The organism is Aureimonas sp. OT7 (assembly GCF_014844055.1).
Classification (GTDB): domain Bacteria; phylum Pseudomonadota; class Alphaproteobacteria; order Rhizobiales; family Rhizobiaceae; genus Aureimonas; species Aureimonas altamirensis_A.
Map to the genome: position 1 here is coordinate 2623191 of NZ_CP062167.1, position 14472 is coordinate 2637662.

The following is a 14472-nucleotide window of genomic DNA, read 5'->3' on the forward strand; positions in this document are numbered from 1 at the left end:
ATTGGATCGACGGCGGATCAAAGCCGTATCCATGCCGAAGGAAAAAGGAGCAGCTTGCCCATGCGTATCGTTGATATCCGGGAGAAGACGGTGTCCATCGCCTCTCCCATCGCCAACGCCTATATCGACTTTTCGAAGATGACCTGTTCGGTGGTCGCCGTGGTGACCGATGTCGTGCGCGATGGCAAGCCGGTGATCGGCTACGGCTTCAACTCCAACGGGCGCTACGGGCAAGGCGCGCTGATGCGCGAGCGGTTTTTCCCGCGGCTCCTGGAAGCCGACCCGAAGACGCTGGTGGACGCTGGCAACGACAATCTGGACCCGTTCGCCATCTGGCGCACGCTGATGCAGAACGAGAAGCCGGGCGGCCACGGCGAGCGGTCGGTTGCGGTCGGCACGATCGACATGGCGGTCTGGGATGCCGTCGCGAAGATTGCCGGCGTGCCGCTATGGCGCCTCCTGGCCGACCGGTATCGCGGCGGCGTCGCCGACGAGAAGGTCTGGGTCTATGCGGCCGGTGGCTACTACTACCCGGGCAAGGACGATGAAAAGCTCAAGGACGAGATGCGATCCTATCTCGACCGGGGCTACGAGGTCGTCAAGATGAAGATCGGCGCCGTCCCCCTCGACGAGGATCTCCGGCGCATCGAATCCGTGCTGTCGGTGGTCGGAAGCGGCGCCCGCCTGGCAGTCGACGCCAATGGCCGTTTCGACCTGGAGACCGCCATCGCCTATGCAAAGGCGCTCGGCCCCTACGACCTGTTCTGGTACGAGGAAGCAGGCGATCCGCTGGATTACGCGCTGCAGGCCGAACTGGCGAACCATTATGCCGGGCCGATGGCAACGGGCGAGAACCTCTTTTCGCATCAGGACGCGCGCAATCTCCTGCGCCATGGAGGCATGCGCCCCGACCGGGACTGGCTGCAGTTCGATTGCGCGCTGTCCTACGGCCTCGTCGAATATCTGCGCACGCTGGATGTCATGGAAGAGTTGGGCTGGTCCAGCCGCCGGGTCGTGCCGCATGGCGGGCACCAGATGTCACTGAACATCGCAGCCGGCCTGCATCTCGGCGGCAATGAATCCTACCCCGACGTGTTCCAGCCCTTTGGCGGCTTCGCCGACGGCATCGCCGTGGAAGGCGGCCTGGTTGGCCTTCCCGATATTCCCGGCGTAGGCTTCGAGGCGAAATCGGCGCTGTACAGCGTCATGAGGGAGATTGCCGAGTAGATTAAAAAAATAATGCAAGGGGAGGAGAAACAATGAGAAAATACGCTTTCACCATGGCCTCGCTGCTCAGCGCGGTCTCGTTCTGCGCCATGGCGCAATCCTATCCCGACAAGCCGATCACCATGATCGTGCCGTTCTCGGCGGGCGGGCCCACCGATACGGTCGCCCGGCTGACCGCCGAGGCGATGTCGCAGGAGCTTGGGCAGCAGGTGGTGGTGCAGAATGTCGGCGGCGCCGGCGGCACGCTGGGCGCCGGGCAGGCAGCGCAGGCCGCGCCGGATGGCTACACGATCCTCGTGCACCATATCGGCATGTCCACGGCGCCGTCGCTGTATGCCAATCTTCCCTACGATCCGGTGGAGAGCTTCGAGCCGATCGGCCTCGTCACCAATGCGCCGATGACGATCATCGGGCGCAAGGACATGGCGGAAGGCACGTTGCAGGAGCTGGTCACGGCCATCAAGGCGGACCCGCAGGCCTACACGCTGGCCAATGCGGGTGTCGGTGCGGCGTCGCATCTGTGCAGCATGCTCTTCATGTCGGCCATCGATACCGAAATGACCACCGTGCCGTATCAGGGCAACGGGCCGATCATGACAGATATTTTGGGCGGCCATGTCGACCTGACATGCGACCAGACCACCAACACCACGCAGCCGATCCTGGATGGGCAGGTGAAGGCCTATGCCGTCACCACGCCGGGCCGCATCGGGCAACTGCCCGACGTGTCGACGGCGACCGAAGCCGGGTTGGACGATTTCGTCATCACCGTCTGGCATGGGGTCTACGCCCCGAAAGGGATCGAACCGAATGTCCGTGATGCGCTGGTTTCGGCGTTGCAGAAGGGCCTGACACACGAAAAACTGGTGCAGCGATTCACCGATCTCGGCACCGCGCCCGTGACGCAGGCGGATGCGACGCCCGAGGCGCTGGAAACGCAACTGACCTCGCAGATCGAGTTCTGGCGCCCCTTCATCGAGCGCGCCGGGCTTGCCGCCGGACAATAGCCCAAAGGACGGGAACCTGAAGATGAGCAGCAATGGAAACGCCTACCGGATCGCGGTCATAGCGGGTGACGGCATCGGCAAGGAAGTCATGCCGGAAGGCATCCGGGTTCTGGAGGCGACCGCCAGGGCATTCGACCTGGACCTGCGCTTCGACGTGTTCGACTTCGCGTCCTACGATTACTACGAAAAGCACGGCACGATGCTGCCGGAAGACTGGAAGGCGCAGATCGGCTCGCACGATGCGATCTTCTTCGGGGCGGTGGGCTGGCCGGAGAAGATACCCGACCATGTGTCCCTCTGGGGCTCGCTGCTGCAGTTCCGCCGCGAATTCGACCAGTATGTGAACCTGCGCCCGGTGCGCTTGATGCCGGGCGTGCCCTGCCCGCTGGCGGGGCGCAAGCCCGGCGACATCGACTTCTATGTCGTACGCGAGAATACCGAGGGCGAATATTCGTCCATCGGCGGCAGGATGTTCCCCGGCACCGAGCGCGAGGTGGTTCTTCAGGAAACGGTCATGACCCGTCACGGCGTGGACCGTATCCTGCGCTATGCCTTCGACCTGGCCCGGACGCGGCCGGCAAAGCACCTGACCTCTGCCACCAAATCCAACGGCATCTCCATTTCCATGCCGTACTGGGACGAGCGCGTGGAGGAGATGGCGAAGGCCTACGAGGACGTGCGCTGGGACAAATATCACATCGATATCCTGACCGCGCATTTCGTGCTGAACCCGGACAGGTTCGACGTCGTCGTCGCCTCCAACCTGTTCGGAGATATCCTGTCCGATCTCGGTCCGGCCTGCACGGGCACCATCGGCATCGCCCCGTCGGCCAACATCAACCCGGAGGGCGATTTTCCATCCCTGTTCGAGCCGGTGCACGGCTCGGCGCCGGATATCGCGGGACAAGGCATAGCAAACCCGGTCGGCCAGATATGGACGGCCGCGATGATGCTTGAGCATCTGGGAGAGGCCAGCGCCTCCAGGGCAATCGTGGAGGCGATCGAGCGCGTGCTGACAAGCCCGTCCGGCCGCACGCGCGACCTCGGGGGCCAGGCCGACACCATGGCCGCCGGCAAGGCCATCGCCGCCGAGATCGGCTGAGCGGTCGTCAGGGTTTCATCTGGTGCTGCAACGCACGTTCGAGTGGCACGGGCGCGATGGCGGTCATGCCCTCGAAGGGCGTGTTCAGATCCAGTATCAGGTAGATCGTCGCGGCTATGCAGGCCGGACAGATGATAAGGAACAGCACCGACACGATATTGCGCGGTGCGAACAGTCCGAACGAGATGAAGATCAGCGTCAACCAGACGGTCAGCACGACGACCATGATCGGGTTGACCGAAGAATAGCTCTCGATCCCGATCTTCCAGCGATCCTGCTGCACCTTGCGATACATCGCCACCGCCGCGCTGCGGTCCTGCGCAGCGTCGGCGCTGTCGCCCGGCAGGTCGAAAATGGCCGTTCCGATCGCGGCCAGCGCCTGCTCGACATCGGTTTCCTCCGCACCCGGCATCAGGCTGCGGCGCGCGGGCCACGCCTCGGCAAGCGACAGCACCGTAAACTGCTGCAGGTCGGCGCGCACGGCGTCGGCCCCAGCTCCATAATCCCGTAGCGCCCCGTCCAGGTTGACGAGGTCGGTTGCGTATTGCTGTACGTCCCGTTCGGTCAGGTTGTAGCTGGACATGACCGAAGAAACGGTAAGCCCCAGGATCAGCGCGCTCATGGCCGACACCATGCCGATGCCGAGCTTCACCACATCGCGCGTTTCCGTCGATATGTGGTGCGGCCGGAGAGAGGGCCCGACCGCCATGGCCGCTATGGCCCCGACAACGACGATCGTGAAGATCAGCAACGACGTCGAAAACGGCTCCACCGGCTTGCTCCCCCTGTACCACCTGCCTCAACCACAGGATCAACACGACAGGAGCTCGAACTCAAGCTCATGTCCCCCATTCCAATGCGGCTGAGCGGCACGGGTCTTTCAGGAGATCGGCGAGCTGGTCGTCGAGATGCATGATGGACAGCGATACGCCGGCCATATCGAGCGAGGTGTAGTAGGGCCCGACAAGGCTCATCGCCACGTTGAGCCCCCTTGCCCGCAGACGCTCGCGGACGCGGCGATAGACGATATAGAGTTCCATCGTCGGCGTGCCGCCAAGAGAGTTGACCAGCACGGCCACGCGGTCGCCTTCGGTTGCGGGCATCTCGGACAGGATCCGGTCCAGCATCAGGTCTGCCGCGGCATCGGCCGTGGCAACGGGCTGCCGCGCAATACCGGGCTCGCCGTGGACACCGACGCCGATTTCCATGTCCTCCGGCCCGATGACGAAACTGGGGCGGCGTGTTTCAGGAAGCGAACCGGCCTCCAGCGCGATACCCATCGTGTAGGTTCTGGCATTGGCCCGCCGTGCGATGGATTCGCAGGCGTCCAGCGGCAGGCGCCTCTCGGCGGCCGCACCCGCCACCTTGAAAACGAAGACGTTGCCGGCCACACCGCGCCGCGCGGCGCGCGACTCCGCCGGTGACGAGGCGACGTCGTCCGTCGTGACGATCGACCGGACGGCAATGCCTTCCGCCGCGGCAAGCTCTGCCGCCATGTCGAAGTTCATGACATCGCCCGAGAAGTTTCCGTAGATGTACAATACCCCCGCGCCGGCATCGACGGCGCGCGTTGCCGCCAGGATCGGGTCCGGCGGCGGCGCGGAGAACACGTTGCCGATGGCGGCGGCATCCGCCAGGCCGGGGCCGACATAGCCCCAGAAGCCCGGCTCGTGCCCGGAGCCGCCCCCCACCACGATCCCGACCTTGCCGGGCCGCGGCAGATCCGTACGGGCGATGGCGCGCGGTGCATCGATGACGGGGGCCAGGATATCGCCATGCGCCGCCGCCGCCCCCGCCAGCATCTCATCGATGGCGTCATGGGGATCGTTCAGGAGTTTCTTGACCCGCGTCCGCGCCGCCAGTGGCGTCTGCGCCGGCGGCGCCGAACGGCGCGGCGTATCGTGGAAGCCCTCGGCCGTCAGAATGCCCCGCCCGGTCGAAGCGTCGGTCACCAGCACACTGACGAAGCCACCCCGCAGCGCGGCCAGTATGGCCGGAACCTTGTCCACCCCGCCGGCGACGGCGATGCGCTGCGGAATCCTCCGGAGCGCAGAAAGGTCGACCCCCACGGTTCGTCCGTCCAATGGCCCGGGCACGGCTTCCCCGCGCGTCGAGATGAAGCGGCCGGCAATGCTGCCGATGGCGTCCTGATAGTGAAGGTGCTGCGTCACCCCGTCGAAGAAGCCGCTCGTGTGGATCGTGCTTTCTGGCCGTAACGAGGAAATGCCCAGCACGATGCGGTTCGCTTGCGCTAGAACGTCCATCTGCTCGGCCAGGACGGCCTCGCTCACAAGCATGTCGCGCACGGTGGCACTGGATACGATGGCCGGCGCCGACAACGGAATGCAGCGGGCGCCGAGTGCCTCGGCCAGCCGTGAGGCGCAGGCCTCCGGCGTCCAGGGGATCTTGGCGGTCGTGCCGCCGGTGGCCTGCACCACGCGGATATCGGCCAGGCCGGGCGCCTGCATCGCCTGCGCCAAGGCAAGCATCGTCCGGCCCCATGTGACGGCGATCGTATCGCCGGACCGTACATGGAACGACAAAGCCTGCGCGCCGGCAGCCCCGAGCCGCGCGATCAGCGACCGCTCCCCGCCATCCGTAGGGATGACGAGGCAATCCTGAAGCCCGAAATGTTCCTTCAGGGCCTGCGCCAGGGACAATGCCCGGAACTTGACCGGCTCAATCTCGATATTGACGAGGCCGCGGGTGCGCGCGTCGGCCAGATAGGCGTTCACGGACGCCCGCGATACGCCCATCGTCGACGCGATGTCGCCCTGGGTCATCCCTTCTTCGTAGTACAGCCAGGCTGCCCACAGCAGCGCATCGTCGCCGAAGCGCAGCGGCATCACCCCCGGCTCGCCCGACGCCTTTCCGGCAATACGCGTCATCGGCCGGCCTCGCCCTTGCGCTCCAGGATCAGCGTCAGTCCTTCGCGGAACCCTTCGATGACGATGACGGCGGATGCGGCGCCCGGGTCCAGGTGCCCGAGGCTCCGCTCGCCCAGGCGCGCCGCGCGGCCCTTCGAGGCCACCATGGCCCTGGTGGAATCACGTCCGTCCATGGCCGCTTCCAGTGCGGCATCGAGCGCGCGCGGCGGCAAGGCCCCTGCCGCGAGGGCCGCTTCCACGGCGCGGGCCGCAGGGCCCCATGCGTCCATCATGGTCTTGTCGCCGGCGGCGGCCTTGCCGCGCTGGCGAATGCCGTCCGCCATGGCCGGAATCAGCTTGGCTATGTCGCGGTCCGACAGGCTTTCGGCGGCTTCGAGCCCCTGTCCGGCCCGCAGCAGGGCGCTGGCATACAGCGGCCCGGCCGTCGCCCCCACGGCGCTGAGAAAAGACCGCGCGGCAATGGGAAACAAGGCGCCGGCAGGCGTACCGCTTGCCGCCGCATCCCGGGTCGCGCGGACGATGGCCGCAAACCCCTCGGCCATGGACGCGCCATGGTCCGCGTCTCCGATGGCGCCGTCCAGCTCTCCCAGCCAGCCGCGCGCTTCCGACAACCGCGCGGAAACCACGCGGAAGATATCGACCAGATCGCTCGATTCTATCCTGCCCATGGCGCAGTGTCCGCCGGAATCCGGCTCATGCGCAAGCCGTCAGCCAAGCCGGCGGGCGATGGCGCCGCCGAATGTCGACAGGATGAGGCAGCAGGATGTCGCCCCGGCGTCCAGGACACCGCGCGACCGCTCCCCGAGCCGGCTGGCGCGGCCGATCCTGGCAACCAGATCCACGGTGGAGTCGCGCCCCTTCTCGGCCGCCGCGCTCATCGCTTCGAGGGCCGTGGCGAATCCCTCCGCCTTGTGCGCATCGAAAGCGGCGACGGCGGGTACGAGCGTATCCATCAACGTCTTGTCGCCCACATCGGCGCCACCGACGCCGCGCACCCCGTCCAGCCCGGCGTTGAGCATGGCCGAGAAGGTATCGGCATCGATGGTGTCGCGGCCCTTCAGCGCCGCTGCCATGTCTTCGAACATCAGCCCGTAGAGAGGCCCCATCGAGCCGCCGATCTCAGACATCAGGACATCCGAAAGCGTCGCCATCGCCTCTTCCAGGCTGACCCCCTGGCCATGGATACGCTCGGCCGCGCGGCCAAATCCCTTGGCCATGTTCACGCCGTGGTCTCCATCGCCGATCTTGCCGTCGATTTCGGACAGATAGGCCTTGTTGGCCACGATGACGGCCGCGATCTCTTCAACGATCACGCCGTTGCCGGCATTGTCGATAGCTTCCATCATCCTGGTCCTTACAACGCCGGAGAGGCGGTTTCCATGTCGAGAAGGCGCTTGAGCTCGTCGTCCAGCACCATCACCGTCAACGTCGCGCCCACCATTTCCAGCGAGGTGAAGTAGTTGCCGACGAATGCCCTGTGAACGGACAGGCCTCGCCTCGAAAGTCCCTTCTCGACCCGGTCGTAGAGAACATAGAGCTCGTTTACCGGTGTGGCGCCGAGGCCGGATACCAGCACAGCCACCTCGCCCCCGGTGGACACCTCGTGCTCCGCCATGACGATGTCGAGCATCTCGTCGGCGACCTCGTCGGCGGTGCGAAGGGCTTCCACCTTGGTTCCCGGCTCGCCATGGTGGCCGATGCCGACCTCCATCGTGCCGGGCTCGATGCTGAAATTGGGATGCCCCACCGCCGGCAGCGTGCATGGCCCGAGCCCGACGCCCACCGAGCGGCATGCGTCGACCGCCTTCTGCGCTGCCGCCTGTACCTCGGCCAACGACGCGCCCTCGGCCGCGCGGGCCCCGCCGATCTTCCACATGAAGATCTCGCCCGCGACGCCGCGCCGCTTCTCGCGCTCCGCCAAGGGCGCGGACAGGACATCGTCGTTGGCAACCACGGTCGCCACCTCGATCCCGTCCTTGCCGACCATGCGCGTCGCCATTTTGACGTTCATGTTGTCGCCGGCATAATTGCCGTACAGGACGGCAACCCCGGCGCCTCCATCCGCCGCCCGGATGGCGTCCGCAAAGCTTTTCGCCGTCGGTGACGAGAAAAGCTCGCCCACTGCCACCGCATCGACCATGTTGCGGCCCGTATAGCCGATAAAGGCCGGCTCGTGGCCCGAGCCGCCGCCGGTCACGATGCCGACCCGCCCGGGCGTGGCCGCGTCGACGGAAAGCACCACCCGTGGATTCTCCGGATGAAGACGCACCAGATGCCTGTGCGCCTTGACGAAGCCGGCTACCGTTTCGTCGACGAGATCGTCCGGGTTGTTGATGAAACGCTGCATGGACCTGACCTCTCCCTGCGCCGACCCGACATGGCCGCGCCTCCCTCACCTACGGCTCATAGAGGATTTGCGCACGGCTGTCATTATTCAAAAACGATTGACATATGTCATCGACAGCTTAGTGTGGCGCTGCACGTCAGGGAGGCGCCAGCAGCATATCCGCTGCCGGTTAGACGGCTGGGAGGTTTACGCATGAGCGAGCAGCTCGACCGCCAATTTACATTTCTGGTTGCGGTCAATGCGCTCATCATCGTCGCGGCGCTTGCGCTCGTGGGCCCCTCCTACACAAGCCTGTTCAATTTCCAGTCGATGGGCGCGCAGGTTCCCGAACTGGGTCTTCTGGCCCTCGGCGTGATGCTGGCGATGGTGTCCGGAAATGGTGGCATCGACCTTTCGGGGATCGCCCTGGCCAACCTCGCCGGCATCGTGGCGGCGCTGCTGGCGCCCCTCATCGCAGCGCCGGACGCGGCACCCCTTGCCTATACCTGGGTCTTCTTCGGCCTCGCGCTGGCCACGGGCATTGCCGGCGGCATCGTCAACGGCCTGCTTGTCGGCTATGCCGGCCTGACGCCCATCATCGCCACCCTGGGCACGCAACTCCTGTTCACCGGGATCGCCGTGGGGCTGACGGGCGGTTCGGCGCAGACGCTGGGCTTCATCCTTCCCATGGACGATTTCGGCAACATGCCCGTATTCGGTGTGCCGCTGCCATTCGCCCTGTTCATCGCCATTGCGGCCCTTCTTGCCATCGCCTTGAGGTTCAGCGCCTTCGGCAAGCGGTTGTTCCTGATGGGCAGCAACCCCGTCGCGGCGTTCTATGCGGGTATCCCGGTGCGGCGGATGCTGTTTGGCACCTATCTCCTGTCCAGCGTTCTCGCCGGCGTGGCCGGCTTCGTGATCGCGGCGCGCACCTCCAGCGTCAAATGGGATTACGGGACGTCCTATGTGCTCATCGCCATCCTGATCGTGGTGATGGCGGGCGTGCGTCCATCGGGCGGATATGGCCGCGTGGTCTGCGTCGTGCTGTCGGCCATGGCACTGCAGATGCTGTCCAGCCTTTTCAACTTCATGGGCATTTCAAACTTTTTCCGCGACTGCGCGTGGGGGCTGCTTCTGCTGCTGTTCCTTGCCTCGGCGCGGATCGACCTGCGCCCCTTCATGCGCGTGCGGGCCTGAGCCGATTGCCCCGCGCGGTCCCTCCCGCGCGAGTGCTGAGCGATCGAGGGATTGTGGAGGAAACGGGAATGCGAATCTTGACTGCCCTTCTGGGCACCGCCGCCTTGAGCATGGCCATGGCTTCGCCGCTCGCGGCACAGGAAAAGACCGTCGTCACGGTGGTCAAGGTGACCGGCGAAAACTGGTTCACCCGCATGGAAGAAGGCGTGAAGGCCTACGGCGACGAGCACGAGGGCATCGCCACGCGCCAGGTAGGCCCGGCCAAGGCGGACGCGGCGCAGCAGGCCGCCATCATCCAGGATCTGATCGCGCAGGGTGTGGACGCCATCGCCGTCGTGCCCATGGACCCGTCCTCGCTGGAAGGCGTCCTGCGCCGCGCGACGCAGCGTGGCATCAAGGTGATCACGCACGAGGCCGACAACCTGCAGAACACGGAAGTGGACCTTGAGGCGTTCGACAACGCCGAGTTCGGCGCCCACTTCAACGAACAGCTTGCCGAATGCATGGGCCACGAAGGCAAGTGGACGTCGTTCGTCGGCTCGCTGGGCAGCCTGACGCATGTGCAGTGGGCCGATGGCGGCGCCAAGAATGCCGAGAAGTACGACAAGATGGAACTTGTCTCGGCCAAGAACGAATCCTTCAACGATGCCAACCGCGCCTATGAGCTTGCCCGCGAGATCCTGCGCGCGCATCCCGACATCAAGGGCTTCCAGGGCGGTTCGGCCATCGACGTCATCGGCATCGGCCGCGCCGTCGAGGAAGCCGGCATCGCCGACAAGACGTGTGTCTACGGTCTTGGCCTGCCGAAGGATACCGGCCCGTATCTGGAGACCGGCGCGGTCGACGGCATCGCCTTCTGGGATCCGAAGGACGCCGGCTACGTCATGAACATCCTGGCCGCGAAGGTATTGGCAGGCGAGGAGATCACCGACGGCATGGATCTCGGCGTTCCCGGCTACGACAAGGTCAGCGTTACGGACGGTCCGGGCGAAGGCGTGATCGTGCGCGGCCAGGCCTGGGTGGATGTCACCAAGGACAACTACAAAGACTATCCGTTCTGAGATCGACAGGACAGGCGAAGCCACGGGACGGGCTGCTGCCCGTTCCGTCGAAAGCGGATGACAGGAACACGGCAATGGCGCGCGACGGCAATTCCGCAGGCGAGACGAAGGACGGCCCCGCGTTTCTGGAGGTCAGCAACCTCCACAAGCGTTACGGCGGCGTTCACGCGCTGCGCGGCGTCAGCTTCCGCATCGACCGTGGACAGACATACCACCTTCTCGGTGAAAACGGCTGTGGCAAGTCCACCCTCATCCGCATCCTGTCGGGCGCGCAGCCCGCGACGGAGGGCAGCCTCGTCATCGACGGCGTGACGCGCGATCGGTTGAACCCCATTGCCGCGCTGAAGGCCGGCATCGAGACGGTCTACCAGGACCTGTCCCTTCTGCCGAACCTGTCGGTGGAAGAAAACGTCGCGCTCAACCAGCAGCTCGTAGAGGGCGACGGACGCCTCTTTCGGGGCGTTTCCGGCGCACGGCTGCGGACGACGGCGCGCGCCGCTCTGGCCAAGGTGGACCTGCCCACCGACACCGCATTCCTGAAACGTCGCATCGAAGACCTGCCCATCGCAACACGCCAGCTCGTCGCCATTGCCCGGGCCATTGCCGGTCGCGCCGGTCTGGTCATCATGGACGAGCCGACCACCTCCCTGACGCGCCGGGAAGTGGAAAACCTGATCGCTGTGGTGCGGCGCCTGCACGCGGACGGTGTTTCGGTGCTGTTCGTCACCCACAAGCTGGACGAGTGCAAGGCGATCGGCGGCCAGGCCATCGTGATGCGCGACGGCGCGATCGTGCGCCAATGCGACATTGCCGGCGTCTCCAAGCGCGAGCTGGCCGCCCTGATGACCGGCCGCGATATCGACGAAGGCCGCTATCGCACCCATCCACGCATTGGCAAGCCTCTGCTGGAAACCCGCGCGCTCGGAAGGAAGGCGGCGTTCGGCGACGTATCGCTGACGGTGGCCGAAGGAGAAATACTCGGCATAACCGGCCTGCTCGATTCGGGACGCAACGAGCTGGCCCGGGCCCTCGCCGGCGTCTCTCCCGCCGATGTCGGCGAAATCCGCATCGCCGGCAGCCCCGTCACGCTGGCGACCCCTTCGCAGGCCAACCGGGCAGGCATCGGCTATGTGCCCGAGGACCGGCTGACGGAGGGCCTCTTTCTTGAAAAGCCGATCGAGGACAACCTCGTCATGGCCATTCTGCGCAGGCTGCGGGGCCGTCTCGGCCTTGTCGACAGGCGCAAGAGCGCCGAGGTCGCCAATGGGCTGATGCAGGAGCTGAAAGTTGTCGCGCCCAATATCCGGCGTCCCGTACAGTCGCTTTCGGGCGGCAACCAGCAAAGGATCCTGATCGGCCGCTGGCTGGCGATCCAGCCGAGACTGCTGATCCTCCACGGGCCGACAGTCGGCGTGGATGTCGGATCCAAGGATACGATCTTCCGCATCATCCAATCCCTCGCCGATGGCGGCATGGCCGTCATCATCATCAGCGACGACCTGCCGGAACTGCTTCAGAACTGCGACCGGATCGCCGTCATGCAGAAGGGTCGTATCGTTTCCACCGACGCGGCGACCGACCTCGACGAGGCCGCCCTGTACGAACGGATGGGCGCAGCATTGCAGCTCGGCACGAACCGCAACAGGGCCTGACACGAATGACCACCGACACGATCACCACCGCCACGCCGAGCCTTCCGGTCCGTATCCTCAGCCTGTTCCGCCGGCACCCCGAAGCGTTCGCCGCGCTTCTGATCGTCGTCATCTGCGTCGGCGTCGGCGCGATTAACCCCGCCTTCTGGCAGCTCGCGAACCTGTTCGACATCCTGCGGGCATCCGTCGTGCGCGGGCTCTTCGCTCTCGGCGTCCTCATGGTGCTGGCGGCCGGTGGGCTGGACGTCTCCTTTTCGGCTATCGCGGCCTTCGTCATGTATGCGGTGACGAAGGCCGTCACGCTGTTTGCGCCGGATACCGGGATGGTCGTCATCTTCTGTATCGCGGCGCTGGGCGGCGCGCTTCTGGGCGCGGTCAACGGCGTTCTCGTCAACGCACTCAAGGCCCCGTCGCTGATCGTGACCATCGGCACGCAATACGCCTATCGCGGCTTCCTGCTGACATTCATCGGCACGGCCCTGTTCATGAACATTCCGGCCGCGATGGACCGGTTCGGCCAGGCCAGCCTGATGACGCGCACGGCCGAAAACGGATTCACCGTGCAATTGCCGGCATTCGTGCTGGTGCTGGCGGTCGCCGCGCTCGCCACCTGGGCGATCCTGCGCTTCACCCTGATCGGGCGCGCCGTCTATGCCGTGGGCGGCAGGCCCGACATTGCGGAACGGCTGGGCTACAAGGTGACGACCGTTCAGCTATTCGTCTTCGCCTGGGCCGGAATGCTTGCCGGTATCGGCGGCATCATCCACGTATCCAGCAACCGGCTGGCCAATCCGTTCGACCTTGCCGGCATCGAGCTTTCGGTCATCGCCGCGGTCATCCTTGGCGGGGCGCGGATAACCGGCGGCTCGGGCACCGTGCTCGGCACGCTCCTGGGCGTGGTTCTCATCACGCTGGTCAGCAACGTCCTGATCATGGTGGGCATTCCGAGCACCTGGCAGACGGCCATCCTGGGCCTGTTCATCGTATCGGCAGGCGTCTTCTTCGTGCTTCAACGTCGCTAGGCTTGGCGCCTCATCCCGCAGGGATGATCGCCCGGCCTCCGGCCGGGTCGTCGCCTAGACCTTGAGGTCGGATTCCCCGGTGTCGATATAGGGCGCCCAGAAGGCGATGCTTTCCGCGATGGCCGGGATCACGCGTCGGTCGTCCGGCTCGCGCTCTTTGAACGACAGTTCCAGGCAGATTTCATTGTCGCTCGCGCCGCCCTCGCGCAGGGCTTCCAGCAGCGGTTCCGGCTTGATGCGCCCATTGGCGTTGTGCTCTGCCGTAAAGGGACGGTGGCCGCTCTTGTCCATCTTGGACTGCTTGATGTGGATGATGGGCGATACCGTAGGCACGGCGCGCGCCCAGGCATAGGGGTCGGTATCGTCAGGGTTTGGCGAGGTCACGTCGCCATGATCGATATCGGCCATCATGAACATGGGAATGGCCATTCCGGCGGCGGACAGCCGGTTCTGCAGCGTCAGGCATTCGGCGATGGTGTGCCCGAACTCGCGGCCAACCGACATCGGCTCCCAGTAGACATAGTCCAGCCCGGCCGCCTTGGCGTGTTCGGCCACCTCTGCCCAGCAATCGATGGCGATGGCCGTCAGCTCTTCGCGCCGCGCCGGATCGTCATAGTCGCGGAAAGTGAAGATGGCGAACTGCGTGCCCACCGAAACCCCGCCGAGGTCGGCGGTGATGTCGGCGAAGGTCTTGAACCAGTCCACATAATAGCGCCGCACGTCGCGGTCGGGATGTCCGAAATGGTTCAACCGGCCGTACGGGCCCGTCATGCCGGATGTGACGCGCACGCCCGTCCGGTCCAGCGCGGCGGACATCGACCGCGTCAACCGGCGGATCACGGGGGCCGGCCAGGATGGGTTGATGAACTCGTGGGTCAGTTGCAGATCGCGGATGCGCAGGTGCCGCGCCACGGTGTCGATCAGGTCGTCCACATCGGCAAAACGATTGACGAGCGGATTGGTGTTCAGGGAAAGCGTCAGGGCCATGTC

13 protein-coding genes are annotated in these 14472 nt (G+C 65.5%); 7 read left to right on the forward strand and 6 right to left on the reverse strand.

Translation table 11 applies throughout. The annotated features are described in order from the left end of the window. Positions 1 to 60 precede the first annotated feature (60 nt). The 3 genes from IGS74_RS12525 to IGS74_RS12535 are packed head-to-tail and all read left to right on the forward strand — an operon-like array spanning position 61 to position 3336. Positions 61 to 1227, forward strand: a complete 1167-nt coding sequence (locus IGS74_RS12525; protein ID WP_192386527.1) for a mandelate racemase/muconate lactonizing enzyme family protein — start codon at positions 61 to 63, stop codon at positions 1225 to 1227. 32 nt (positions 1228 to 1259) lie between these two features. After that, entirely contained in the window at positions 1260 to 2234 is a 975-nt protein-coding gene (locus IGS74_RS12530) for a tripartite tricarboxylate transporter substrate-binding protein (protein ID WP_192386529.1), read from the forward strand. Positions 2235 to 2256: 22 nt separating this feature from the next. After that, positions 2257 to 3336, forward strand: coding sequence for a tartrate dehydrogenase (locus tag IGS74_RS12535; protein WP_192386531.1), 1080 nt, complete (start codon positions 2257 to 2259; stop codon positions 3334 to 3336). Positions 3337 to 3343: 7 nt separating this feature from the next. Here the strand turns inward: IGS74_RS12535 and IGS74_RS12540 are convergent, their stop codons facing one another. From IGS74_RS12540 to IGS74_RS12560, 5 genes are all read right to left on the reverse strand, one after another. Continuing rightward, complete coding sequence (locus IGS74_RS12540) at positions 3344 to 4108, reverse strand: hypothetical protein (RefSeq protein WP_192386533.1); 765 nt, start codon at positions 4106 to 4108, stop codon at positions 3344 to 3346. A 67-nt stretch (positions 4109 to 4175) separates the two neighbouring features. Next, the gene (locus tag IGS74_RS12545; RefSeq protein WP_246722545.1) at positions 4176 to 6224 is read right to left on the reverse strand and encodes a bifunctional sugar-binding transcriptional regulator/dihydroxyacetone kinase subunit DhaK; all 2049 of its coding nucleotides are present in this window, start codon (positions 6222 to 6224) and stop codon (positions 4176 to 4178) included. After that, positions 6221 to 6892, reverse strand: coding sequence for a dihydroxyacetone kinase subunit DhaL (gene dhaL, locus IGS74_RS12550; protein WP_192386535.1), 672 nt, complete (start codon positions 6890 to 6892; stop codon positions 6221 to 6223). The genes IGS74_RS12545 and dhaL (IGS74_RS12550) overlap by 4 nt, the downstream gene beginning before the upstream one ends. Before the next feature lie 39 nt (positions 6893 to 6931). Next, the gene (gene dhaL / locus IGS74_RS12555; RefSeq protein ID WP_192391782.1) at positions 6932 to 7567 is read right to left on the reverse strand and encodes a dihydroxyacetone kinase subunit DhaL; all 636 of its coding nucleotides are present in this window, start codon (positions 7565 to 7567) and stop codon (positions 6932 to 6934) included. Positions 7568 to 7578: 11 nt separating this feature from the next. Next, positions 7579 to 8571 carry a dihydroxyacetone kinase subunit DhaK gene (locus IGS74_RS12560; RefSeq protein WP_192386537.1) on the reverse strand — a complete coding sequence of 331 codons (993 nt, stop codon included), beginning with the start codon at positions 8569 to 8571 and terminating at the stop codon, positions 7579 to 7581. A 192-nt stretch (positions 8572 to 8763) separates the two neighbouring features. On the opposite strand from IGS74_RS12560, the gene IGS74_RS12565 reads away from it, so the two are divergent. From IGS74_RS12565 to IGS74_RS12580, 4 genes are all read left to right on the forward strand, one after another. Beyond that, the gene (locus IGS74_RS12565; protein ID WP_192386539.1) at positions 8764 to 9747 is read left to right on the forward strand and encodes an ABC transporter permease; all 984 of its coding nucleotides are present in this window, start codon (positions 8764 to 8766) and stop codon (positions 9745 to 9747) included. 110 nt (positions 9748 to 9857) lie between these two features. Then, positions 9858 to 10808, forward strand: a complete 951-nt coding sequence (locus tag IGS74_RS12570; RefSeq protein WP_245283056.1) for a substrate-binding domain-containing protein — start codon at positions 9858 to 9860, stop codon at positions 10806 to 10808. Positions 10809 to 10882: 74 nt separating this feature from the next. Continuing rightward, positions 10883 to 12460, forward strand: coding sequence for a sugar ABC transporter ATP-binding protein (locus IGS74_RS12575; protein ID WP_192386541.1), 1578 nt, complete (start codon positions 10883 to 10885; stop codon positions 12458 to 12460). 5 nt (positions 12461 to 12465) lie between these two features. Then, positions 12466 to 13482, forward strand: a complete 1017-nt coding sequence (locus IGS74_RS12580; RefSeq protein ID WP_192386543.1) for an ABC transporter permease — start codon at positions 12466 to 12468, stop codon at positions 13480 to 13482. A gap of 54 nt (positions 13483 to 13536) precedes the next feature. Here the strand turns inward: IGS74_RS12580 and IGS74_RS12585 are convergent, their stop codons facing one another. After that, positions 13537 to 14469 (reverse strand): TIM barrel protein, encoded by a 933-nt coding sequence (locus tag IGS74_RS12585; protein WP_192386545.1) that lies wholly within the window; start codon positions 14467 to 14469, stop codon positions 13537 to 13539. Positions 14470 to 14472 lie beyond the last annotated feature (3 nt).

Bases quoted from the DNA above. Each gene is read 5' to 3' on its own strand.
- IGS74_RS12525 (WP_192386527.1), top strand. From the start codon at position 61: ATGCGTATCGTTGATATCCGGGAGAAGACGGTGTCCATCGCCTCTCCC.
- IGS74_RS12530 (WP_192386529.1), top strand. From the start codon at position 1,260: ATGAGAAAATACGCTTTCACCATGGCCTCGCTGCTCAGCGCGGTCTCG.
- IGS74_RS12535 (WP_192386531.1), top strand. From the start codon at position 2,257: ATGAGCAGCAATGGAAACGCCTACCGGATCGCGGTCATAGCGGGTGAC.
- IGS74_RS12545 (WP_246722545.1), bottom strand. From the start codon at position 6,224: ATGACGCGTATTGCCGGAAAGGCGTCGGGCGAGCCGGGGGTGATGCCG.
- dhaL (WP_192386535.1), bottom strand. From the start codon at position 6,892: ATGGGCAGGATAGAATCGAGCGATCTGGTCGATATCTTCCGCGTGGTT.
- dhaL (WP_192391782.1), bottom strand. From the start codon at position 7,567: ATGGAAGCTATCGACAATGCCGGCAACGGCGTGATCGTTGAAGAGATC.
- IGS74_RS12560 (WP_192386537.1), bottom strand. From the start codon at position 8,571: ATGCAGCGTTTCATCAACAACCCGGACGATCTCGTCGACGAAACGGTA.
- IGS74_RS12565 (WP_192386539.1), top strand. From the start codon at position 8,764: ATGAGCGAGCAGCTCGACCGCCAATTTACATTTCTGGTTGCGGTCAAT.
- IGS74_RS12570 (WP_245283056.1), top strand. From the start codon at position 9,858: ATGGCCATGGCTTCGCCGCTCGCGGCACAGGAAAAGACCGTCGTCACG.
- IGS74_RS12575 (WP_192386541.1), top strand. From the start codon at position 10,883: ATGGCGCGCGACGGCAATTCCGCAGGCGAGACGAAGGACGGCCCCGCG.
- IGS74_RS12580 (WP_192386543.1), top strand. From the start codon at position 12,466: ATGACCACCGACACGATCACCACCGCCACGCCGAGCCTTCCGGTCCGT.
- IGS74_RS12585 (WP_192386545.1), bottom strand. From the start codon at position 14,469: ATGGCCCTGACGCTTTCCCTGAACACCAATCCGCTCGTCAATCGTTTT.